We start from the raw sequence: 23,625 nt of genomic DNA on the forward strand, positions 1-23,625 counted from the left end.
CCGAAGGCAACGGCGGCGCCATCGCCAACTTCGGCCGCGTCGACATCGAGGACAGCAAGCTCGAGAACAACCACGCCCGCGAGAACGGCGGCGCCATCTTCAACGCCGGCGACCTCAAGGTCGAAGAGACCAAGATCACCAACAACACCGCCGGCGAGAACGGCGGCGGCATCGCCAACGGCAAGGGCGACGACAAGTACTACCCGCGCACCGTCGTGAAGGGCCGCGACAAGGCCGGCACCGTGGAGATCCTCAACAGCGCCATCGAGGACAACAAGGCCGACCGCAACGGCGGCGGCGTGTTCAGCTCCGGCGGCTTCGTCAAGATCGCCGGCGACCGCGACAAGGACCACGACAAGCGCGACAAGGCCTACGGCGAGAGCGACGAGGCCAACGGCGAGAGCGACAAGGCCAACGGCGAGAGCGACAAGGCCAACGGCGAGGGCGACAAGGCCAACGGCGAGGGCGGCGGCCTGCTCAGCTCCGACGGCGGATACGAAGAGATGACCGCCCGGGCGACCGTCAAGGACAACACCGCCTGCAAGAACGGCGGCGGCATCTACGCCAAGAACACCAACCTCGACGTCGACCACGTCACCATCGCCAAGAACCACGCCAGCAACGACGGCGGCGGCATCTACAACACCGGCGGCGAGGACAAGAAGAAGGACGGCGGCGACTGGGACAAGGACAAGGACGAGGCCACCGCCACCGTCTCCGACAGCAAGATCCTCGACAACACCGCCGGACGCTTCGGCGGCGGCATCTTCAACGGCGAACCAGCCCGAACCGGGATGGCGCCCGTCCCGATGGTGGCCCGGGCCGGGGAGTGGACCGTCACGCTCACCCTGCGGAACACCGAGATCAAGGGCAACACCGCCGGCAACGGCGGCGGCATCTACAACAACAAGGGCACCGTCACCCTGACCAAGACCCGCGTCACCAAGAACACCGCCACCGACACCATGGAAGCCAAGGCCGGCCCCGGCTACCACCGGATCGCCGGCGGCATCCTGAACAACGACGGCACGGTCCGCCTCGACGACAAGTCGACCGTCACCGACAACGACCCGTCCAACTGCGCCGGCACCGTCGAGGACTGCTTCCACTGAAACACCACATAGCCGCGGGAGTCCCTTTCCGCCGCGATCGCGGCGGAAAGGGGCTGCCTGCCGCCATGGCACCCTCCGCCGACGTCCGGGGCCCCCCGTCACGCTCCCGCCACGGTTGCCCGCCCAGCACCGACCGCGAGCTTTCGACCTGCGACTACGCCCCACGACGCCGCGCGTGCCGCCGCTGCCTCCCCGCCCGGACTCCTGCCACCGCGCCGCCCGCATGCCCGAATGCGGGCTTTTTTCGCATATACCCTCTGAGCGAAGAAGATTCTCATACGGTGTTCTTCAGCAGCTACAACCGATTTGTAGCGAAGGCCGCCTCGCCAGGGCGAAGCGACCTTGTCTGTACAAGGAGAGGGCAGAGAGCTTCGATGTCCAACTACCTGCGCAATAACGATGACGCCACTCGTGAGAAGACTTCGCCGATCCGTCGCCGCCGGCTCTGGCTCGCGGCCAGCGTCGTGGGTCTGACGAGTGCGGTCAGCCTCGCGGGTGTGGCCTACGCGACCACGGGGGCCACCGGCCCCCACCGCCTGACCGACGTGAAGTGGTCCACCGCCGAGCAGCTCACCAAGGACGACGGCCAGGGTGGTGAGCAGGGCGAGGACAAGGGTCGTGACGACCACCGCGGCAAGGACCGGGATGATGAGCACGGGCGCGTGCGGGAGGTGCCCTGTGACGAGGAGAAGCTTATCGAGGCGGTCGATCTGGCCAACCGGGACCACGGTGGCACGCTGAAGCTGGCTGCGCACTGCACCTACGAGCTCGACGGCTCCGACAAGAAGTCCGGCACGGCCCTGCCGACGATCGAGCAGGAGATCACCATCAAGGGTGAGGACTCCACGATCAAGCGGGACTCCGAGGACGCGTTCCGGATCTTCCGGGTCGCCGACGGCGGTGACCTGACCCTGAAGGACCTCACCGTCAAGGGCGGCAACGCCGCCGAGTTCAAGTACGGCGGCCCTGGCGGTCCGGGTGGTCCCGGCGGTCCGGGTGGTCCCGGCGGTCCGGGTGGTCCCGGCGGTCCGGGTGGCCCGCAGGCGCCGGCGGCTCTGGGCTCCCAGTCCGCACCCGCGGCCCACGCGGCCATGGCCGCCAAGGCGGTCCAGGCCGTGCCGGTCGCCGACGCCGCTCCCGCGCCCCCGCCGAAGAAGGACGGCGACGCCGACGGCGGTGCCCTGCTCGTCGAACGCGGCGGCTCCGCCCACCTGGAGAAGGTGAAGCTGACCGGCAACAACGCCGAAGGCAACGGCGGCGCCATCGCCAACTTCGGCCGCGTCGACATCGAGGACAGCAAGCTCGAGAACAACCACGCCCGCGAGAACGGCGGCGCCATCTTCAACGCCGGCGACCTCAAGGTCGAAGACACCAAGATCACCAACAACACCGCCGGCGAGAACGGCGGCGGCATCGCCAACGGCAAGGGCGACGACAAGTACTACCCGCGCACCGTCGTGAAGGGCCGCGACAAGGCCGGCACCGTGGAGATCCTCAACAGCGCCATCGAGGACAACAAGGCCGACCGCAACGGCGGCGGCGTGTTCAGCTCCGGCGGCTTCGTCAAGATCGCCGGCGACCGCGACAAGGACCACGACAAGCGCGACAAGGCCTACGGCGAGAGCGACGAGGCCAACGGCGAGAGCGACAAGGCCAACGGCGAGAGCGACAAGGCCAACGGCGAGGGCGACAAGGCCAACGGCGAGGGCGGCGGCCTGCTCAGCTCCGACGGCGGATACGAAGAGATGACCGCCCGGGCGACCGTCAAGGACAACACCGCCTGCAAGAACGGCGGCGGCATCTACGCCAAGAACACCAACCTCGACGTCGACCACGTCACCATCGCCAAGAACCACGCCAGCAACGACGGCGGCGGCATCTACAACACCGGCGGCGAGGACAAGAAGAAGGACGGCGGCGACTGGGACAAGGACAAGGACGAGGCCACCGCCACCGTCTCCGACAGCAAGATCCTCGACAACACCGCCGGACGCTTCGGCGGCGGCATCTTCAACGGGGACCCCGACGTCGAGATCAAGGAAGGCTTCGAGGACCCGACCGACGGCAAGGGCGGCAACGCCACCCTGACCCTGCGCGACACCCTGATCAAGGGCAACACCGCCCTCAACGGCGGCGGCATCTTCAACAACGAGGGCGGCACCGCCACCCTGACCGACACCCGCGTCACCAAGAACACCGCCACCGACAGCTCCAAGACCCACCGGGTCGCCGGCGGCATCCTCAACAACGGCGGCGAGGTCACCCTCGACGAGAAGTCCAGCGTGACCAACAACGACCCGACCAACTGCGCCGGCACCGTTGACGACTGCTTCAACTGACCGACGGTCAGCGAACGGAACCTGCACAGACGTCCGGCCCCCTGCCAGCTCGCTGGCAGGGGGCCGGATCGTCGTACGGTCACTTCTGGACGAAGACCGCCACGCTGCGCGCCGGCACCGTGAAGGTGCCGCCCGCCCGGTCGAACGAGGCCGTCCGGAGCACCGGGTCGGCCGAGTTCACCAGCACTGGGTGCAGCGCCACGTCCGCACCCCGCAGGCCGGTCACCGTCTGCTTCGCCGCCTCCGGCGTGCCGTTGAAGACGACGGTCACCGACTTCCACTTCCCGCCCAGGCCGCGAGCGTCCAGGGTCATGGTCAGCACGCCCGGGGTCTCCTTCTCGCCCGAGAGCGGGAAGGCGACGCGCTTCTGCACCTGGTCGGCGGTGGCCAGCCCGAAGACCGGCGAGGACTCCCGGATCCGCAGCAGCTCCGCGTACCGGGCGTCGGCCAGGTTGATCGCCGCGCAGTCCGGGACCAGCTTCTCATCGGCCAGCAGCGGCTTGGCGTACGGCCACTTGTCCTTGTTGTCCTGCGCCGGCGGGAGACCGGCGCCGAACCCGTTGCCCTGGGTGCAGTCCCAGCGGATCTGGTTGAACCAGTCGCCGGAGTTGAACGAGTTGCGGTCCAGCGACTTCGAGCGCAGCCGCTCGGAGCCGGCGGTGACGAACCCGGCGCCCTGGCCGAGGGCGGTGGTGGCCAGGGCCAGCACCTGCATCCGGGACCGGTCGGTCGCCGAGGTGCCCTGCGGCAGCTTGTACGCCAGCGCGTCGTACAGGATCTCGTTGTCGTGCGCGTCGACGTAGGTGATCGCCTCGCCCGGCGCGGCGGTGTAGCCAGCCGGCGAGCCGTTGTAGTCCACCTGGGCGCCGGTGACCTGGCGGCCGGACGAGTCGGTGAACCGGTAGCCGCGCAGGTTGCCGGCCAGACCGACCTTGATCAGGTCCTGCGAGTGCAGCAGTCGGGCCTTCTGCTCGGCCGCCGTCCCGTTCACCGGGTCACCGTTCGGGTCGGTGTAGAGGCCGGAGGCGAAGCCCTGCACCCGCGGGTTGCCGTCGAACGGGCCGCCGCCGCGCACCGCGTCGCGGAGCCGGTCGTTGAAGGTGCCGATCCCGGTGCCGGCCATGTTGGCCTGGGTGGCCTGGACGAACCGGGCGTCGTTGGCGACCTCGCCGAAGTTCCAGCCCTCGCCGTAGAGCAGGATCTTCTTCCCGTCCACGCCGTCGCGGGCGAGGGTGAGCTGGTCAAGCGCGGCCCGCACGGCCAGGATGTTCGCCTTCGGGTGGTGACCCATCAGGTCGAACCGGAAGCCGTCCACCTTGTACGCCTTGGCCCAGGTGACCAGCGAGTCCACCACCAGCTTGCCCATCATGGCGTGCTCTGGGGCGGTGTTGGCGCAGCAGGTCGAGTTGGCGACGCTGCCGTCCTCCAGCAGCCGGTGGTAGTAGCCCGGCACCACCTGGTCGAGCACCGACTTCGGGTCGGTTCCCGCGGCCGAGGTGTGGTTGTAGACCACGTCCATCACGACGCGCAGGCCGGCGCCGTTGACCCCGGCGACCATCTGCCGGAACTCGGTGGTCCGCTTCGCCCCGGCCGGGTCGACGGCATAGCCGCCCTCCGGCACGGTGTAGTGCAGCGGGTCGTACCCCCAGTTGTAACCGTCCTTGTCCGCCACCGCGGTGACACACGCCTGCTGCTGGTCGGAGTCCGGCGGCAGCTTCGCCAGGTCGCAGTCGGGCTGCCGCTGGTCGGCCCGCTTCTCGGGGATGGTGGCGAAGTCGAATGCCGGCAGCAGGTGCAGGTAGTTGACGCCGGCGTCGCCGAGCGCCTTCAGGTGCTTCATCCCGGCCGTGTTCGGGTCGGCGAAGGCAAGGTAGGTGCCCCGCTTCTCCCCCGGCACGCCGGTGTCGGCCATCGAGAAGTCCCGGACGGAGAGCTCGGAAATCTGCGCCTTCGACGCCGGCACCGCCGGCGGCTTGCGCAGGTTCGCCCAGCCGGACGGGGCCAGCGAGGGGTCGGACAGGTCGACGATCTGGCTGTGCGTCGAGTCGGGGGCGAGCGCCACCGAGTACGGATCGGTCACCGAGGCGGTAACCACCTTCTGCGCCGCCGGCTGCCAGGCCTCGACCTGGTAGCGGTAGTACCGGCCGGTCCACGCCCTGGTGCCGCGTACCGACCAGACGCCGGTGCGGTCGTTGCGGCTCATCGCCACCGTGCGCGGCTGCGCCGACGGCGAGTCGAAGAGCTGGAGCGAGACCTTCCGGGCGGTGGGCGCCCAGACGGCCAGGGTGGGCACCCGGCCGGCAAAGGTCGGGCCGAGCTTCACGCCGGTGGCCCGGGAGTAGACGTCGTCGAGCACGCCCGGAATCTGCACCCCGGTCGCCCCGAGCAGCGCACCCTCGGCGTCCCGCTCGGTGACCACGAGCTGCCCGCGCAACGCCGCCGGCACCTTGGCCAGGTCGGCCCGGTCCAGCGTGAAGGTCCGGTAGGACCACAGGTGCGGCCAGGCCGCGCGCTGGGCCTCGGTGAGCCCGTTGCGCTGCGCCCGCAGCGGCAGCGCGGTGTACGTCCCGGCCAGCTCGCCGTCGGCGATGGTCAGACCACCGGCCGGGGCGGCCACCAGGGCGTACTGCTTGCCGTCGGTCGGGCCGGTCTGCCAGGCGACGGTGGACCGGTCGATCCACTGCGCCTTCTGCTTGGTGATGTCCAGGTCCCGCGCGGGGCCGGAGGAGCTGGGCGGCAGCAGCCGGCCCTTGACCCCGGCGAGCAGCCAGACCTCATGCCCGGCGCTGGCGAAGTCCAGCCGCTGGTCGTCGGGCTGATCCTTGGTGTCGCCGTTGTGGATGATGTAGTTCAGCCCGGTCGCGCCGGCGGCCAGCGGCACCCGGAAGACGGCGCCGTAGGCGTCGATCTTCTCCGGCTTGAGCGGGTTGGACCAGTCGGTCGGGTTGGCGGCGCCGTCCCAGAGGTGCAGGCCCCAGCCGGCGTAGTCGTTGTCGGCCTTGCGCCAGTGGATGACCGCGGTGCTCTCGTCCACGGCCGGGTCGGGCTCGCCGGTGGCGGCCTGCCGGGTCGGGTAGAGCGTCGGGTCGCCCTGCTTGACCCAGACCTCGCCGGTCTGCGTCACGTCGATGGTGCGGTCGTTCGCGACGTCCTTGTTGCCGTTCGAGTCGACGACGAGGAAGCCCACCGACTTGGCGCCGGGCTTCAGCTTGACCCAGGCGAACCGGCCGTAGGAGTCCTCACCCGCGAACGGCTGCCCTTTGGGCCACTCGGTGGCGTACGCCGGGTCGATGTCGCCCCAGGTGTAGAGCCCCCAGTCGTCGTACCCGCCGGCGGGGCGCTGGTAGTGCACCACCGCCCAGTCCCGGGCGGCGCTCTGCGCGGGCGTGCCCACGATGCCGGTGGTCCGGGCGCTGGCGGTACGGCCCTTGCCGTCGCGGACGACGGCCTTGTACTCGACCTTCGTCCCGCCGGCCAGGCCGGCCAGGTCGTGGTAAACGGTGTACGGAGCCTTGTGCGCGGTGCCCAGCAGGGTCCACTTCCCGCCGGGGACCCGGGCGGCGAAGGTGACGGTGGCCAGTGGGTCGCCGGTCACCTGCGCGGTGACGGCGGTCTTGGTGGGGACCGGCTCGCTGCCCGGCTCGGTGAGGGTGATGCCCGGCGCGGCGTCCGCCTGCGGGATCGCCCTGCCGGCCTTGAGGACCACGGTCGACATCGCCGGCACGGTGACGTTCAGCTTGCCGTCGGCGCCCGCGGTCGTGGCGGTCGCCCCACCGTAGATGCCGGCGAAGGCGGTGCCCGGCGACCAGGTGTCGACCGGGACGGTCTGCGCGGTCGCCGCGTTGTTCACGGCCACCACGTACTCGGTGCGGTCGGCCGGGGCGATCCGGGAGAAGGCGAAGACGCCCGCGCCGTCGGCCGCGTACCGGGTGACCTGGACGCCGTCGCGCAGGCCCGGGTTGGCCTGGCGCAGCCTGCCCAGCTCGGCGATGGTGCGGTAGAGCGGGTGGTTGGCGTCGTACTGGTCGCTGGCGTGGGTGCGGGTGGTGCCGATCAGGTCGTCGTCGAGGTAGTCGGCCACCTTGGTGGCGAACATGTCCTGCCGGGCGTCCTTGTCCCCGCCGGGGCCGGTGAAGCCCTGCTCGTCGCCGGAGTAGACGACGGGCTGGCCGCGGGTCAGGAACATCAGCTGGTGGGCGAGCTGGTCCCGCTTGAGCTGGGCGGCGTCGTCCCCGCCGGCGGCGGCGATGAACGAGCCGACCCGACCCATGTCGTGGTTGCCGAGGAAGGTGGTCAGCCGGTTGGCGTCGGTGTTCCGCGCGGCGTACAGGTCGTCCTTGGCGTACGTGTCGGCGAGCGCCTTGGCCGAGCCGTCCGCGGCGGCGTAGCCGCGCGCCGCCTCCTGGAAGGAGAAGTCGAGGGTGGCGGGCAGGCCGCCGCGGCGCACGTACGTCGACTCGATCTCCTGGTCGGCGCTGTAGACCTCGCCGAACATGAAGAAGTCCTTCTTGCCCGCCTTGTCGGCGGCCCGCTTGATCCCCTGGCTGAACTGCGGCCAGAAGTCGAGGTTGACGTGCTTGACGGTGTCCAGCCGGAAGCCGTCGACGTCGGTGCTGCCGATCCAGTCGCCGTACGCCTTGGTCAGGCCCTCGACCACCTCGGGACGCTCGGTCCACAGGTCGTCCAGGCCGAAGAAGTCGCCGTACTCGCTGTTCTCGCCCGCGAAGGTGGAGTCACCCCGGTTGTGGTACATGGTCGGGTCGTTCAGCCAGGCCGGCACCTTCGCCTTCGCGTCGGCGGCGTTGGCGAAGGTGGGGGTGTACGGACCCGCGTCCTTGTTCACCGTCGGGAAGTCCCGGGTGCCGTCGGCGTAGTTGCGGTCCTCGAAGGCCCGCCCCTGCGCGTCGGTGTACGGCGAGGTCTTCTTGTCGATGTACGCGTACTTGTTCTCGTCGTACTTGATGACGTCGGCGGTGTGGTTGACGATGACGTCGAGGTAGACCTTGATGCCCCGCTGGTGGGAGAGCTTGACCAGCCTCTTCAGCTCCGCGTTGGTGCCGAAGTGCGGGTCGACCTGGGTGAAGTCGGTGATCCAGTAGCCGTGGTAGCCGGCCGAGACGTCCGTGCCGCTGCCCTGTACGGGCCGGTTCTTGAAGATCGGGGCGAGCCAGATGGCGGTCGTCCCCATGCCCTGGATGTAGTCGAGCTTGTCGATGACGCCCTTGAGGTCGCCGCCGTGGTAGAAGCCCTTGTCCTTCGGGTCCAGGCCGGTGCTGAGCCGGTCTCCGGTGAGCCCGCCGGAGTCGTTGCGCTTGTCGCCGTTGGCGAACCGGTCCGGCAGGACGAAGTAGAACTGTTCGGAGCGGCCCTGGCCGGTACCGGCCTTGAGCAGCGCCTCGTTGCTGGGCTCGGCGCCCCACTGGGCGGCGCCGGCCGCGGCCAGCGCATCGACGGTGGACGTCCGGTCGACGGCGTCCCCGCCGAGCTGGTGGACGGCGACCGGGACGCCGACGAGGGCGAGGGTGAGTGTGGAGATTAAGGCGAGCAGCGCCTTGCTGGACAGCGGCGGGGGTTTCATCGACGGCCTTCCTCTGGTCGCTGATTCGCCCGCACGCTAGCTCTTGCCGAAACATTCTGCAATACCTTGCAAACCAAGCCGCAACAAAGCAGCAATCTTGCGAAACGCACCGTCGGCGCTGGGCTGAATCGGGCTCACCCTGTGCTACCGACCGTGACTCAGAGGCCGGCGCAGGCCGCCCCGTCGACGGCGCAGGCGCTCGGCCGGGTCTCGCCGCCGGTGTGCTCGAAATGGAACCGCAGCGGCACCGAGGCACCCCCGGCGAGGTCCACCCCGCTGGCGTACGTGAACGCCCCGTCGACCATCCGGGCACCCCCCTGCGGCGCACCCTCCACCCAGGACGCGACCAGGCCGCTGCCGGCCGGCGGCACCAGTCGGACCGTCCACGGCCGTGGCCGGGCGTCGGCGTTCAAGAGCAGCACCTCACCGATGAAGGAGTCCCCGTAGTCGTCCAGCACCTGGTAACGACCGGTGACCGGCGGAGGCGGCGCGGGAGGCCGGGGCGGCGGCAGCGCCACCCCGCCGGCGGACGAGGCCGGCGGCGGGGTGGCGGCGGCGGTCGGCAGACCGGTGGGCGAGGGCAGGTCGGTGCGCCGCGGGGAGAGCCCGGGCACCACCGGGGCGGGCAGGGTGGCCGCGACGCGCGACGGCGACATCGGCGGCAGCCCGGGCAGCGGCATGGTCGCGGCGGGCGGCCCGGCGTCGACCCACGGCTCCTGCCCGCGCGACGACGCCAGCGCCACGACCAGCAGCACCACCATCACGACGACCCCCGTGGCAACCACCACCCAGGGTGACGAGGCGAGCGCGCCAGCGGCCGAGGGTCGCGCACGACGCATGCCGGACATGCCCCTTCCTCACCGGTCCCGTCCGGAGAGCGTAGCGATCATCGGCAATGTCGGAAAGTGCCCGACCCATCACGAAACTGTCCTGACAGTACGGACGGCCGCGCGGTTCAGCCGATCGTGCAGGCGGCCCCGTTGACCGTGCACTGGCCCGGCTCGTCGCCGCCACCGGTACGATCGAACGTCATCGACACGACGGCGGTCTCCCCCGCGCCCAGCGGATCCGTGCTGCGCAGCACGAACCAGCCACTGCCCTGCGTCCGCACCGACAGACCGGAATCGGACGACGCCCGGATGGACTTGACGTTGCCGGTGAAGAGCAGCTCCACCTCCCAGTCCCGGGCCGCGCCGGTGCCGTTGCGCACCGTCAACGACGCCTGGAAGGAATCCCGGTCGCTGGAGGTCGCCCGGTAGTAGGCGGTGACCCGACCGGAAGCGGTGGGCGCTGCGGCGCGGGTGCTCGGCGGCGCGCTGGGGCGGCGGGTGGTCGCCTGCGCCGACGGCGTCGCGCTGGCCGAGGCCGAGGAGGAGACCGAGACGGTCGGCGACGGGGTGGAGTCCACCGCGGCCAGCGGGGAGTCCGCGCCCGGAGTCGCCGACAGCGTGACCGACGGCATCCTCGGCAGGTACATCGGCGGGGCCGGTTCCGGCGCCGGCGGGTGTTCCCGGCCGCGGAACGACACCAGCGTGAACACCAGGAGGGTGGCCAGCAGACCGACGCCGAGCAGCACGACGATCCACGGCACCGTGGCCAGCATGGCGGGGGCGGATCTCGTCCCCGCTTCCGGGGCCGGTCGGTCGGACATCAGGTCTCCCTCATCGGAGCGGACGCGCCAGCCTAGCCAGCGACGTGGACGGAGCGCAGCACGCCACCCCGGGACGAGCCGGTCGGCCCCGGGTGCCGGGAAAACGGGTGGCCGGTCGGGGCCGGTTCGGGTCTGATCGGGTGATGCCCACACTGACGGCGCCGACCGATCGGGTGCGCGCCAGCTTCCTCGCCGCCATGGCCGAGTTCCGCGCCGAGGGGCGCGGCGCCCGCCAGGACCACACGATGGTGGGCGCGGAGATCCGGGAGTACGCCGACAGCTGGCACCGGCCGGAGGTCTTCGCCCGCTTCGTCGCCGACCTGCAGGCGCAGGTCCACGAGGAGACGCCGCGACCAGCGGGTTTCGTCCCCTGCACCACATTGTGGTGGGTCGAGGGCGGCGACTACCTGGGCCGGATCGCGATCCGACACCGTCTCACCCCGTCCCTGTTGGAGGTCGGCGGCCACATCGGATACGACGTGCGGGCCAGCGCCCGCCGGCGCGGACACGCCATCGCCATGCTGCGCGCGGCGCTGCCGGTGGCGTCCCGGCTCGGCATCGTCTCCGCGCTGGTCACCTGCGACACGGACAACGTGGCCTCGCGGCGGGTGATCGAACGCAACGGCGGCGTCCTGGAGGACGAGCGCCAGGGCAAGCTCCGGTTCTGGGTGCCGACGGCCCCGGTCACGACGCCCGGATGACGGTGCAGATGGCCGGGCCGTCGTCGGTGGCGCGCAGCAGGTAGCGGTAGCGCTCGCCGGACACCGCGCGCCCCTGGCTGTCCAGGAACTCCCACTGCACGGCGACCATGGTGAGCAGCGCGGAGACCGGCTCCACGTCCTCGATCAGCGCGTTCGCGGCGACCAGCTCCCGCTCCTGGTAGTCCGGCGCGGCGCCGAGGAAGGAGAGGGCCACGGCGGCCATCGTGCTGAACGAGAAGCTGTACGTGTCGGCGACCACCAGGCCTGGCAGCGCGTAGCAGCCAGCGATGGCGGGTACGTCGCCGGCGGTGAGCGCCACGCCGTACCGGTCGAAGAAGTCGGTCAGCGTGTCGAGATCGGTGGAGGCTCTCACGGCGTCACCAATTGCCGCCGCCGGCCACCGGCAAACCTCAGCGCGGCGGAATGCGCACCTCGATCTCGGCGCCGAGCTTGGCGGCGCCGGTCAGGCCGAGGTCGTCGCCGCTCCAGAACCGCCCCGGGTCGTACCAATTCGGACGGCGTCCCGCCGGCAGCAGCCCCATCGCCTCGTAGGTCACCGCCACCACCTCGGCGCAGTAAGCGGTCTCCAGCGCCCGGTCGGACGCGGGAGCGCCGGACCGCTCCCGGCGACCCGGCAGCGGCAGCTGCGGCACCCGCGGAACCCGGCCCCGGGCCCAGCGCCAGGCGAGCTGGGCGGTGGAGGGGAAGGGCGTGCCGTCGAGCCGGGCCACGGTGCGCAGCACCGCCTGCTCCATGTCGGCGTCCGCCGGCGGGTCGAGCTGACGCAGCCAACCGCGCTGGCCGTACCGGTTCGCCCAGACGCAGACCGCGTCGCGCAGGTCGTGCAACTGCACGCCACGCTGATGGGTGCCGGTCCACATGTCCGGCAGCGACCGGCCGAGCTCGGCGTGCCACAACAGCGGCGGCATGTCGTCGAGCACCACCGCCATGCCCACGTGGTTGACCGGGCTGTTGGTGGTGAGCTGGATCGCCCGGTCGGGCACGCTGCGGCCGCGGAAAACCCAGAGGTCTCCGGTACGGGTCAGGTCCACGGCCTCGTCCAGGCTGATGCTCATGAGCGTCTACCCTAGGCCGATGCGGCAACGGATGCGGTGGTGGAAGGTCCTTGGGCTGGCCGGCCTGGCCGGGGTGGCGGCGTCCGGGGTGGTCATCGCCCGGGCCGAACGGCGCCGCCGGGCGTACACCCCGGAGGAGATCCGGGAGCGGTTGCGCGAACGGCACGCGCAGGCGACCGGCGTCAAGAACCCCACCGACCCGGCCTGACACCCCGCTCCGCGCACTCCCCTGTGGAGGATCGACGGGGCCCTTGGGCAGGGCTTACCTGGCTACGATGCGACCATGAAGCCATTCACCGAGATGCCCTTCGTCCTCTCTCCACCGCCCGCGCCGGTCGAACGGCACGGCGAGGTCGACCTGCACCTGCCGGCTGGCGAAGGCCCCTTCCCCGCCGTGGTGGTGATGCACGGCGTGCCGGTCCCGCCCGGCACGCCCGATCTCCGCGACGTGCCGCTCTACCGCGGCTACGGCGCGCTCCTGGCCGAGCAGGGCCTGGCCGCCGGCCTGGTGAACTACCGGGTGAACGCCTTCTCCGAGATGCCGGCCACGGCCGACACCCTTGCCGCGATGGTCGAGCAGGTCCGCGCCGATCCCCGGGTCGACGCCGACCGGGTGGTGCTCTGGTTCTTCTCCGGCGGCGGTCTCTTCATGGCGGACTGGCTGCGCGACCCGCCGCCGTGGCTGCGCGGGATCGCGGCGACCTATCCACTCCTCGTCCCGCTGCCCGGCTGGGAGGTCGACAAGCGCTTCCTGCCGGTCGAGGCGGTCGACTCCGGCGCGGAGGTGCCGCTGGTGCTGACCCGGGCGGGGCGGGACCGGGCCGAGGTCCTGGCCGGCATCGAGGCGTTCCTCGCGGCTGCCGAGGGTGCCGGCAGGTCGGTCCGGCTGATCGAGGTCCCGGACGGGCAGCACGCGTTCGAGATCCTTGACCGGACCGAGCGGTCCGGTGAGGCCGTCCTCACCGCGCGGGACGCGGTCGTCGACCTGCTGCGCCCCGCTTGATACCACGTGCGTCCTCGTCTGCGGAGGGACGACGAACGCCGGAGTCGGACGGGCACGCGCCAAGGGACGGGTGACCAGACTGTCGAAACCGCGTGCCCCCGGCGGAAACGTCGGCTGACCTGAAGGTGGCCGGTCCGCTGATCAGCTGGACCGGGCGCAGGGACTCGCGGAACGCTCCTTGCTCCGGGTGTCAGGTCCACAGGGCCGGACAGCACAGGTGGCCAGAGCCGGGCGGCCCGACCTGGTGTGACGTCGGGCTGACGGTTGAGCGACGGTAGGGGCCGGGCCGGGTGGTGGTGGTTGGTGGTCCGGCCCACCGTCGGGCCAGGTGGTCCCGGTCCACCGTCGGACCAGGTGGCCCCGCCCACCGTCGGACCAGGTGGCCCCGTCCACCGTCGGGGCCGGGTAATGCCGTCCACCGTCGGGCCGGGTGGTCCCGCCCGCCGCTACAGACTTGATGACGCGAACGAATCGCGGATGCCCGTCAGGCCTCGGCCGCCCGAGAACGGACATCCGATTCGTTGACGACATCAAGTTTGTAGGCGTCCGAAACGACAGCGCATCCTCGGGCACCACCAACGCCCCCGGATGCGGCGTCAGGCCCCCGGATGCGGCGTCAGGTCCGCTCCCGAGGCCGTGTCGCCGCCCCGACGGTAGCCCCCAGACCGAGGCGGCTTCCCGAGGCCGTGTCCGCCGCTCCGACGGTTCGCCGACCGGCCCGAGCGCCCCCGCCCGAGCGGTCCGCCCCGAGCGGTCCGCCCCGAGCGGTCCGGCCCGAGCGGTCCGGCCCGAGCGGTCTGGCTCGAGCGCCCCGGCCCCGAGCGTCCCGGCCCGACCGGTACGGCCCCCGATGTCTGGTTTCTCCCGGGCCGCCACGGCCCAGTTGTCCGGTCTGACCTGCGGCGTCCCGTGGTCGGGGCCACCCCCAGCCTGGAATCGGTGGGGGGTCGGGGGCGTTGTACATGGCATACCACCGCGGCTCCCCCGGCCCAGCAGGTAAGCCCGAAGCCCAGGCCGATGGAATGCCCGACCGGCCGGGCCGGTTACATCCCCCGCACCACCCGAGCAGGCCGATGGAATGCCCGGCCCGCCACCACGGTTACACCCCCCGGACACCCGAGCAGGCCCCCTGAGCCGCCGGGCAGCGCCCCGCGCAGATCCCCCCGATCGCCGAGCCGTCCGATTGACTTTCCCCCCTCGCGCGGCCCCCGCCCCCCGGGCGTGCCGCGCACCCCCCGAACAGAGGAGCACGCCACCATGCGTACCGATCTGATCCGCAAGACCGCCCTGACCGCCGCCGGCCTCGCCTTCACCGGCGGCGCCATCGCCGGCCCCATGACCGCCGCCCACGCCGCCCCCACCCAGGGCAAGCCCGCGTCGACCGTGCAGGGCGAGCGCAAGCCCACCGGCGAGCGCCAGCTCAAGGTCAACTACGAGGCCCAGCCGAACTTCTACTACTGCGGCCCCGCCGCCACCCGCAACGCCCTGTCCGTGCAGGGCAAGAACATCAACGTCGACACCATGGCCAAGGAAATGGGCACCACCGAGGACGGCACCAACAGCATCAACGACATCACCCCCGTCCTGAACAAGGAAACCGGCAAGAAGGACGCCTACCACAGCGTCGAGATCCGCACCCCCAAGGCCGACACCAAGCAGACCGACACCCTGCGCACCGACATCGTCCGCACCATCGACGACGGCCGCGCCGTGGTCGCCAACATCGCCGGCACCACCACCGACACCGACGGCGGCGTGCACTCCTTCGAAGGCGGCCACTACATCAGCGTCGTCGGCTACACCAACAACGGCAAGATCGTCACCATCGCCGACTCCGCCAACCCCGACACCGCCAGCTACCAGATCACCGTCGACAACCTCGCCGACTGGATCGCCACCCGCGGCTACTCCACCTCCTGACCCACACGTACACACGAAGGGCCGGCCCTCACGGGCCGGCCCTTCGTGGGTATGCGCAGGTCAGTGGTCGCTGCCGGCCCGGACCGGCTCGCCGGCGTCGGACGCCTCGGCCGGCGACGCCGACGCCATCCGGTGGGCCCGGCGGCGCAGCCACCAGGTGCTGCCGAGGCCGGCCAGCACCGCGATGACCAGCCCGGCCCACGAGATGTCCTTGAGCCAGTGCTCGGCCGCCCGGCCGACGGTGAAGAGCAGGTAGGTCGTGCCGAACGCCCAGACCAGGCCGCCGGCCGCGTTGGCCAGCAGGAAACGGCGGTACGGCACGTGCAGCGCGCCGGCGAGCGGGCCGGCCAGGATCCGCAGCAGCGCCACGAACCGGCCGAAGAAGACCGCCCAGACGCCGTGCCGGGCGAAGCTCTGCTCAGCCTGGGCGAGCTGCGCCGGGCCGAGGTGTTTCGGGAACCGCCGGCCCAGCCGTTCCAGCAGCGGTCGGCCGCCCCGGCGTCCCACCGCGTAGCCGATGGAGTCGCCGACGATGGCGCCAAACGCCGCGGCGGTGGCCACCCACTCAGGCTCCACGACCCCGGTCGCGGCGAGCAGGGCCGAACTGACCAGCACGATCTCGCCGGGCAGCGGCACACCCATGCTCTCCACGCCGATCACCCCGGCGACGATCAGGTAGACCACGCCCGGAGGCAGCGCCGATAGCCAGTGCTGTACGTCGACCACCCGCCACCCCTTCCGGTCCGGCCTCGAACCCTACCCGGGCCTGGGCGGCCCGGCAGGGCGCTCGGGGGTCGTCCACCCGGCCGGGCCGTCCCGCCCACCCCCGTCGGGGCGGAACGGCCCGGGTGGGCGGCGGATCGGATCAGCCGCCGATCGGGGCGAGGAACTCCAGCCGGTTGCCGTGCGGGTCGTGGGTGTGGAAGCGGCGCATCCCGGGGATCTCCTCGTCACCCCAGGTGACCGAGTGACCGGCCGCGGCCAGCCGCACGGCGAGATCGTCGAGGTCGGGGCGGACCAGCGCGGGGTGGGCCTTGCGGGCGGGCCGGAAGTCGTCCTCGACGCCGAGGTGCAGCTCCGCGTCGTACCCGGTGAACCAGCAACCACCGCGGGCGGCGAGGGCCGGCGGTTTGGGCTTCTCGACCAGGCCGAGCAGGCCGGCGTAGAAGGCCCGGGAAGTCTCCTCGGAGCCGCGCGGGCAGGAGAGCAGGACGTGATGGATCATGGTGGCACCTCCTCGTCCCGAAGCCTGGCACGAGGTTGCGCGGATAGCAAGACGGACGTACGGTTTTGTAGACGACGAGAACCGGCGGTAAGTGTTGCCTAACCTGGGCGGCGCTCCGGCCGGTGCGACAGACTGCTCAGGACTACTCACGGTCGCTGGTGTGAAGGAGTACGACGTGGCGAGCCTCGACACCTTCGGTGCGAAGACCCAGCTACGCGTCGGAGACGCGAGCTACGAGATTTTCAAGATCGACAAGGTGGAGGGGCACGACCGGCTGCCCTACAGCCTGAAGATCCTGCTGGAGAACCTGCTCCGGACGGAGGACGGCGCGAACATCACCGCCGACCACATCCGGCAGCTCGGCGCGTGGGACTCCGCCGCCGACCCGAGCGTAGAGATCCAGTTCACCCCGGCGCGGGTGCTCATGCAGGACTTCACCGGCGTGCCCTGCGTCGTGGACCTGGCCACCATGCGGGAGGCCGTCCGCGACCTCGGCGGCGACGCCACCAAGGTCAACCCCCTCGCCCCGGCCGAGCTGGTCATCGACCACTCCGTCATCGCCGACCTGTTCGGCCGCGAGGACGCCTTCGAGCGCAACGTCGAGCTGGAGTACGAGCGCAACAAGGAGCGCTACCAGTTCCTGCGCTGGGGCCAGACCGCGTTCAACGAGTTCAAGGTCGTCCCGCCGGGCACCGGCATCGTGCACCAGGTCAACATCGAGTACCTGGCCCGTACGATCATGGAGCGCAACGGCCAGGCGTACCCGGACACCGTGGTCGGCACCGACTCGCACACCACGATGGTCAACGGCCTGGGCGTGCTCGGCTGGGGCGTCGGCGGCATCGAGGCCGAGGCCGCGATGCTCGGCCAGCCGGTCAGCATGCTGATCCCCCGGGTCGTCGGCTTCAAGCTGCACGGCGAGATGCCGGCCGGCACCACCGCCACCGACCTGGTGCTCACCATCACCGAGATTCTGCGCAAGCACGGCGTGGTCGGCAAGTTCGTCGAGTTCTACGGCCCCGGCGTGAGCGCCGTGCCGCTGGCCAACCGGGCCACCATCGGCAACATGTCCCCGGAGTACGGCTCCACCGTCGCGATCTTCCCGATCGACGCCGAGACCGTCCGCTACCTGGAGCTGACCGGCCGCGACGCGCAGCAGGTCGCGCTGGTCGAGGCGTACGCCAAGGAGCAGGGCCTCTGGCACGACCCGGACCACGAGCCGGAGTACTCGGAGCGCCTCGAGCTCGACCTGGGCACCATCGAGCCGTCGCTGGCCGGCCCGAAGCGCCCGCAGGACCGGGTGCCGCTGGGCGCCGCCAAGACGCTGTTCCGCTCCGCGCTGACCGACTACGTGGCCGACGACTCCGCCGATCAGCGCGAGCTCAAGCCGGGCGTCGCCCGCGAGCAGCTCCCCCGCGGCGCCAACGGCCCGGCCGACGAGGCCAGCGCCGAGTCGTTCCCGGCCAGCGACCCGCCGGCCAACGAGTTCAGCGACCCGGCCGACGAGCCGCGCGACCTGGAGACCGCCGCGGCCGGCGCCGGCGGGCGCGCCACCAACCCGATCCGGGTCACCGGCACCGACGGCGTCGAGTACGAACTGGACCACGGCGCCGTGGTGATCGCCGCGATCACCTCCTGCACCAACACCTCCAACCCACAGGTGATGATCGGCGCGGCGCTGCTCGCCCGCAACGCGGTCGACAAGGGCCTGACCCGCAAGCCGTGGGTCAAGACCACCCTGGCGCCCGGCTCCAAGGTCGTCATGGACTACTACCAGCGCGCCGGCCTCACGCCGTACCTGGACAAGCTCGGCTTCAACCTGGTCGGCTACGGCTGCACCACCTGCATCGGCAACTCCGGCCCACTGCCGGAGGAGGTCTCCGCCGCGGTCAACGAGAACGACCTCGCTGTCGTCTCGGTGCTGTCCGGCAACCGGAACTTCGAGGGCCGGATCAACCCGGACGTCAAGATGAACTACCTGGCGTCCCCGCCGCTGGTGGTCGCGTACGCGCTCGCCGGCACCATGGACATCGACCTGGCCAACGAGCCGCTCGGCGAGGACAGCCAGGGCAACCCGGTCTTCCTGCGCGACATCTGGCCGAACAGCGCCGAGATCCAGGACGTCATCGCCCAGGCGATCGGCGCCACCGGCTTCAGCGCCGCGTACGCCGACGTCTTCGCCGGTGACGAGCGCTGGCAGTCGCTGCCCACCCCGACCGGCGACACCTTCGCCTGGGCGGACGACTCCACCTACGTCCGCAAGCCCCCGTACTTCGAGGGCATGCAGCAGGAGCCGAGCGCGGTCGTCGACATCGCCGGCGCCCGGGTGCTCGCCAAGCTGGGCGACTCGGTGACGACCGACCACATCTCCCCGGCCGGCTCCATCAAGGCCGACTCCCCCGCCGGGAAGTACCTCGCCGAGCACGGCGTGCCGCGTCACGAGTTCAACTCGTACGGCTCGCGCCGGGGCAACCACGAGGTGATGATCCGGGGCACCTTCGCCAACATCCGGCTGCGCAACCAGCTGGTGCCGGGCGTCGAGGGCGGGTTCACGGTCAACCACCTGACCGGCGAGCAGAGCTCCATCTACGACGCCTCCACCGCCTACCAGGAGGCCGGCGTCCCGCTGGTCATCCTGGCCGGCAAGGAGTACGGCTCCGGCTCGTCGCGCGACTGGGCGGCCAAGGGCACCATGCTCCTCGGCGTCCGGGCGGTCATCGCCGAGTCGTACGAGCGGATCCACCGCTCCAACCTGATCGGCATGGGCGTGCTGCCGCTGCAGTTCCCGGTGGACACCACCGCCGAGTCGCTCGGTCTCACCGGCACGGAGACCTTCTCCATCACCGGCGTGACCGCGCTCAACGACGGCGACGTCCCGCGCACCGTGAAGGTCACCACCGACACCGGCGTGGAGTTCGACGCCGTGGTCCGGATCGACACCCCGGGCGAGGCGGACTACTACCGGCACGGCGGCATCCTGCAGTACGTGCTGCGTCGCATGATCGCCAGCTGACGTACCAGCTCGAGAGGGCCCCTTCCCGCGGTCGCGGGGAGGGGCCCTATCGGCCTTCCGGGCGACGCGTCAGTCGCGCCGGGCGTCCCGGGTCTTCATCGCGTGCTCCAGCAGCGTGATCAGCACGTCCCGACTGGACTCCCGCTGGCGGGCGTCGCAGAGCAGCACCGGCACGTCCGGCGTCAGGTCCAGCGCGCCCCGCACCTCGTCCAGGCCATAGCGCCGCGCCCCCTCGAAGCAGTTGACCGCCACCACGAACGGCGTACCGCGCCCCTCGAAGTAATCGATGGAGGGGAAGCAGTCGGCCAGCCGGCGGGTGTCGGCCAGCACCACCGCGCCGATCGCGCCGATCGCCAGCTCGTCCCAGACGAACCAGAACCGGTCCTGCCCCGGCGTACCGAAGAGGTAGAGCACCAGGTCGGGGCTGATGGTGATCCGGCCGAAGTCCATCGCCACCGTGGTGGTGGTCTTGTCCTCCACTCCGGACAGGTCGTCCACGCCGACGCCCGTCTCGGTCAACATCTCCTCGGTACGCAGCGGCCGGCTCTCGCTCACCGCCCCCACCAGGGTGGTCTTGCCCGCGCCGAAGCCACCCGCGATCAGGATCTTGATCGCGGTGGGCAGCGGCGGCGCGTCGGCCGGCCGCTCAGAGTGCCCGTAGTCCATTGATCACCGCCTCGAAGACGCTCTCGTCACTCCACCCGGTCGCACCCCGGGGATCCTGCACGCTGACCAGGCCGCGGGCCACCAGGTCGCCCAGCAGCACCCGGACGGCCCCGACCGGCAGGTCGAGGCAGGCGGACACCTCCGCCACCGACTGCACCCGCTGGCAGAGCGCGACGATCGCCACGTGCTCCGGACCCAGCCCCGCCTCCTGCCCGATCTCCGCCTGGTTCGCCGTGATCAGCGAAATCAGGTCGAAGGAGCCGGTGACCGGGCGGGCCCGGCCGCCGGTCACCGCGTACGGGCGCACCACCGGGCCCGCGTGGTCGTCGACCCAGCGCTCCCCGTCGGTGTCGCCGTCGCCGGCCATCGCCGCTACTTCCCGCCGGCCGGCTGGTCGGCGTCCCGGGCCGGCGCGGCGACGAACGCGCCCACCCGGGTGACCAGCATCGCCATCTCGTACGCGATCAGGCCGACGTCGGCGTCCGCACCGGCCAGTACGGCCAGGCAGGCGTTGCGGCCGGCCGCCGTGACGAAGAGGAACGACGACTGCATCTCGATGATGGTCTGCTGGACGTGACCGCCGCCGAACCGCCGGCCCGCGCCCCGGGCCAGGCTCTGGATTCCGGCGGCCATCGCGGCGAGGTGCTCGCCGTCGTCCCGGCCGAGCCCGCGCGACGCGGCCATCAGCAGGCCGTCGGAGGAGAGCGCGACCGCGTGTTCGACCTGCTGCACCCGACCGACCAGGTCGTCCAGCAACCACGTCAGGTCCGCGCTCGAAGCCGTCTGCTGCCCCACTCGTCCTCGTCCTCCCCGGCTGGTGTCGCCGTGCTCGGTTGCCTCGCCTCTCGACCGTCGGGCGCGCCGTCAGGTCGGCGTTTCGTCCCCGCCGTCGTCCGGGCCGTTCCCATCCCCCGCCGCCCCGCCCCGCAGGCGGGCCGCGTCGCTCCGGCCCCGCCGGGTGCCCGACTGGTACGCGCTCATCATCAGCCGCACCTGCTCCGGCGCGCGACGCACCGGCTCGTCCGGGCCCGGGCCGGCCGGCTCGTCACGCAACTGGGGCGCGATGCTCGCCTGCCGGACCCGGACCGGCAGGCCCGAGTCGGTCGTCCGAGCCTCCACAGTAGGCGAGCCGCCGGCGGCGTCGCCGACCCCCCGACCGGCGGCGGTGTCGACGTCGACCGGCGCGGGCCGGTCCCCGGCGGGCGTCGGCGTGGCCAGAGCGTTCCGGCCGCGCCGGGTGCGGGTCCGGGTGGGCAGCCCTGACGGGCTCAGCGGTGGCGGCTGGTCGGTGGACGGCGCGGACGGCACCGGGCCGGCCGGCTCCGGCACGGCGAGCGCCGGCGGCTCGTGGTCGTCGGCCGGCAGGGCGGCCGACTGGACCGGGTCGTCCGACTCCACCAGAGCGCTCGGGATCAGCACGACGGCGGTCGTGCCGCCGTACGGGGACTCCTTCAGCCGCACCTGGACGCCGTGCCGCCCGGTCAGCCGGCTCACCACGTACAGGCCGAGCCGGGCCGCATCGGCCAGGTTCAGCTCGGAGTTGTCCAGGATCCGGCGGTTGGCGGCGGCCCGGTCCTCCTCGGTCATGCCGAGGCCACGGTCCTCGATCTCCAGGGCGAACCCGTTGGCCACCTGCTGCCCCCGCACCTCCACCGTGGTGTGCGGTGGCGAGAAGGACAGCCCGTTCTCGATCAGCTCGGCCAGCAGGTGGATGACGTCGCCGACCGCCCGGCCGGCGAGCGAGACCGGGCCCAGCGGCAGCACGTCGACCCGGGTGTAGTCCTCCACCTCGGCGACCGCGCCGCGCACCACGTCCACCATGGGCACGCTGCGTCGCCAGGCACGGCCCGGGGTCGAGCCGGAGAGCACGATCAGGTTCTCGGCGTTGCGCCGCATCCGGGTGGCCAGGTGGTCGACCCGGAACAGGTCCTCCAACTCCTCCGCGTCCTGCTCCCGCCGCTCCATCGCGTCGAGCAGGGTGAGCTGGCGGTGGACCAGGGCCTGGGTACGCCGGGCCAGGCTGAGGAAGACCCCGCGCACGTTGCGGCGCAGCTCGGCCTGCTCCACCGCGGTGCGTACCGCGGTCTCCTGGACGGCGTTGAACGCCCGGCCCACCTGACCGATCTCGTCGTCGCCGAAGTCCAGCGGCGGGGCCTCCCGGGCCACGTCGACCTGCTCGCCCCGGCCCAGCCGCTCGACCACCCCGGGCAGCCGCTCGTCGGCCAGCCGCAGGGCTGCGGCGCGCAGCCGTTCCAGCTGGCCGACCAGGGTACGGGCGGTGGTCACCGAGACGACGATGGAGGCGACGACGGCGATCAGCCCGAGTCCGGCGGCGAGCACCAGCCGGACGATGACGCCCACCGCCACGGGCTTGGCCCGGTCGATGAGGGCGTCGCCGACGGCCACCCCGAAGTCCTCGTGGGCCTCGAGCGCCGGGCCGACCGCCGCCTGCCATTCCTGGGCGGTCAGCGGCGTCCCGGCGTCGGTGCGGGACTGCGCGACCACCCGGTCCTCCACGGCCCGGAACCGGGTGAACGCCTCGGTGGTGACCAGCCGGTCGTAGCGCGCCCGGTCGGCGGAGGGCAGCTCCCCCACCGCCGCGGCGGCGAGGTAACGCTGCGCACCGACCAGGCGGGCGAAGCGGGCGTACTCGTCCCCGGTCATCCGGCCGGCGGCGAGCACGCCGCTGATCAGGGCGTCCTGTTGGGAGATCAGCTCGCGGACCTGGTAGAGGTCGACCAGGGTGGCGCTGTCCGCGGCGATCCGGGCGTCGTCGAGCCGGCCCAGCGAGCCGTACATCCGCAGCAGCGTGCCGATGACGGCGGTGTACGCGTCGGCGGCCGCGGCCCGGTCGAGTCGCCCGGCGGCCACCGACCCGCGTATCCCGTCGAGTCCGTCCAGGCCGGTCAGCACCGCGTCGATCCGGTCGCGGGCCTCGTCGCTGGTGGCCAGCTCCGCCTGCCAGCCGCGCACCGAGGTCCGGAAGGCGTCGGCCGCCTGACCGGTGCGTGCCCACTGGGCGGTGAGCCCGGCCCGCGACCGCTCCCCCCGCTGCCCCAGGTAGCTGGTGGCGAGCCGGCGTTCGGTCTGCAACTCGGTGACCAGCGGCTCGCCGGGCTCGGCGACCTGGCTGTCCAGGGTCTGCACCCAGAGCAGGTTGAACCCGTCGGCGACGGTCACCCAGGCGGCGAAGGACCAGAGCGCGACGAGCGAGGCCAGCAGGGCGATGACCTTGGTACGCAGACGCGTGCTGCCGGAACCCATCACACCGTCCCCGGACCGGATGGTGGCCGCCCGACGCCGGCGGCGTCGCGACATCGAACCCGGCGCACGCTAGCAGT

17 protein-coding genes and 1 pseudogene are annotated in these 23,625 nt (G+C 71.8%); 7 read left to right on the plus strand and 11 right to left on the minus strand.

Annotation, left to right across the window (positions count from 1 at the left end; translation table 11 throughout):
* Both AC5RWQ_RS21965 and AC5RWQ_RS21970 read left to right on the plus strand, forming a co-directional pair.
* Positions 1-1,112: pseudogene (locus tag AC5RWQ_RS21965) on the plus strand (hypothetical protein); the annotation flags it as partial.
* A 497-nt stretch (positions 1,113-1,609) separates the two neighbouring features.
* Complete coding sequence (locus AC5RWQ_RS21970; RefSeq protein ID WP_494284569.1) at positions 1,610-3,451, plus strand: hypothetical protein; 1,842 nt, start codon at positions 1,610-1,612, stop codon at positions 3,449-3,451.
* A 79-nt stretch (positions 3,452-3,530) separates the two neighbouring features.
* Here the strand turns inward: AC5RWQ_RS21970 and pulA are convergent, their stop codons facing one another.
* The 3 genes from pulA to AC5RWQ_RS21985 form a co-directional block, all read right to left on the minus strand.
* On the minus strand, positions 3,531-9,029 hold the full coding sequence (gene pulA, locus AC5RWQ_RS21975) for a pullulanase-type alpha-1,6-glucosidase (protein ID WP_494284570.1): 5,499 nt from the start codon (positions 9,027-9,029) through the stop codon (positions 3,531-3,533).
* 158 nt (positions 9,030-9,187) lie between these two features.
* The gene (locus tag AC5RWQ_RS21980; RefSeq protein ID WP_494284571.1) at positions 9,188-9,877 is read right to left on the minus strand and encodes a cellulose binding domain-containing protein; all 690 of its coding nucleotides are present in this window, start codon (positions 9,875-9,877) and stop codon (positions 9,188-9,190) included.
* Between the two features lie 107 nt (positions 9,878-9,984).
* Positions 9,985-10,680 carry a hypothetical protein gene (locus tag AC5RWQ_RS21985; RefSeq protein ID WP_494284572.1) on the minus strand — a complete coding sequence of 232 codons (696 nt, stop codon included), beginning with the start codon at positions 10,678-10,680 and terminating at the stop codon, positions 9,985-9,987.
* 143 nt (positions 10,681-10,823) lie between these two features.
* On the opposite strand from AC5RWQ_RS21985, the gene AC5RWQ_RS21990 reads away from it, so the two are divergent.
* Entirely contained in the window at positions 10,824-11,381 is a 558-nt protein-coding gene (locus tag AC5RWQ_RS21990) for a GNAT family N-acetyltransferase (protein ID WP_494284573.1), read from the plus strand.
* Here the strand turns inward: AC5RWQ_RS21990 and AC5RWQ_RS21995 are convergent.
* Both AC5RWQ_RS21995 and AC5RWQ_RS22000 read right to left on the minus strand, forming a co-directional pair.
* On the minus strand, positions 11,365-11,754 hold the full coding sequence (locus AC5RWQ_RS21995; RefSeq protein ID WP_334493073.1) for a DUF6841 family protein: 390 nt from the start codon (positions 11,752-11,754) through the stop codon (positions 11,365-11,367). The two genes, AC5RWQ_RS21990 and AC5RWQ_RS21995, sit on opposite strands and share 17 nt — an antisense overlap.
* Before the next feature lie 37 nt (positions 11,755-11,791).
* Positions 11,792-12,457, minus strand: coding sequence for a hypothetical protein (locus AC5RWQ_RS22000; RefSeq protein ID WP_494284574.1), 666 nt, complete (start codon positions 12,455-12,457; stop codon positions 11,792-11,794).
* A 19-nt stretch (positions 12,458-12,476) separates the two neighbouring features.
* Here AC5RWQ_RS22000 and AC5RWQ_RS22005 point away from each other — a divergent pair, with 19 nt between their 5' ends.
* The 3 genes from AC5RWQ_RS22005 to AC5RWQ_RS22015 all read left to right on the plus strand — a co-directional run bounded on the left by AC5RWQ_RS22005 (position 12,477) and on the right by AC5RWQ_RS22015 (position 15,380).
* On the plus strand, positions 12,477-12,665 hold the full coding sequence (locus tag AC5RWQ_RS22005) for a hypothetical protein (RefSeq protein WP_494284678.1): 189 nt from the start codon (positions 12,477-12,479) through the stop codon (positions 12,663-12,665).
* Between the two features lie 75 nt (positions 12,666-12,740).
* Entirely contained in the window at positions 12,741-13,460 is a 720-nt protein-coding gene (locus AC5RWQ_RS22010) for a dienelactone hydrolase family protein (protein ID WP_494284575.1), read from the plus strand.
* 1,257 nt (positions 13,461-14,717) lie between these two features.
* Positions 14,718-15,380 carry a C39 family peptidase gene (locus AC5RWQ_RS22015; protein WP_494284576.1) on the plus strand — a complete coding sequence of 221 codons (663 nt, stop codon included), beginning with the start codon at positions 14,718-14,720 and terminating at the stop codon, positions 15,378-15,380.
* Positions 15,381-15,440: 60 nt separating this feature from the next.
* On the opposite strand, the gene AC5RWQ_RS22020 is transcribed toward AC5RWQ_RS22015, so the two are convergent.
* Positions 15,441-16,106 carry a DedA family protein gene (locus tag AC5RWQ_RS22020; protein ID WP_494284577.1) on the minus strand — a complete coding sequence of 222 codons (666 nt, stop codon included), beginning with the start codon at positions 16,104-16,106 and terminating at the stop codon, positions 15,441-15,443.
* A gap of 139 nt (positions 16,107-16,245) precedes the next feature.
* Entirely contained in the window at positions 16,246-16,605 is a 360-nt protein-coding gene (locus AC5RWQ_RS22025) for a VOC family protein (RefSeq protein ID WP_494284578.1), read from the minus strand.
* Positions 16,606-16,765: 160 nt separating this feature from the next.
* Here AC5RWQ_RS22025 and AC5RWQ_RS22030 point away from each other — a divergent pair, with 160 nt between their 5' ends.
* Complete coding sequence (locus AC5RWQ_RS22030) at positions 16,766-19,618, plus strand: aconitate hydratase (protein WP_494284579.1); 2,853 nt, start codon at positions 16,766-16,768, stop codon at positions 19,616-19,618.
* 69 nt (positions 19,619-19,687) lie between these two features.
* On the opposite strand, the gene AC5RWQ_RS22035 is transcribed toward AC5RWQ_RS22030, so the two are convergent.
* The 4 genes from AC5RWQ_RS22035 to AC5RWQ_RS22050 form a co-directional block, all read right to left on the minus strand.
* Entirely contained in the window at positions 19,688-20,284 is a 597-nt protein-coding gene (locus AC5RWQ_RS22035; protein WP_494284580.1) for a GTP-binding protein, read from the minus strand.
* Positions 20,265-20,651, minus strand: a complete 387-nt coding sequence (locus tag AC5RWQ_RS22040) for a DUF742 domain-containing protein (RefSeq protein ID WP_494284581.1) — start codon at positions 20,649-20,651, stop codon at positions 20,265-20,267. The genes AC5RWQ_RS22035 and AC5RWQ_RS22040 overlap by 20 nt, the downstream gene beginning before the upstream one ends.
* A gap of 5 nt (positions 20,652-20,656) precedes the next feature.
* Entirely contained in the window at positions 20,657-21,079 is a 423-nt protein-coding gene (locus AC5RWQ_RS22045) for a roadblock/LC7 domain-containing protein (protein WP_494284582.1), read from the minus strand.
* Between the two features lie 69 nt (positions 21,080-21,148).
* Positions 21,149-23,548: a sensor histidine kinase gene (locus tag AC5RWQ_RS22050; protein ID WP_494284583.1), complete on the minus strand. Its 2,400-nt coding sequence runs from the start codon at positions 23,546-23,548 to the stop codon at positions 21,149-21,151.
* Positions 23,549-23,625: the final 77 nt, after the last annotated feature.

It is taken from the genome of Micromonospora sp. BS32, assembly GCF_059089345.1.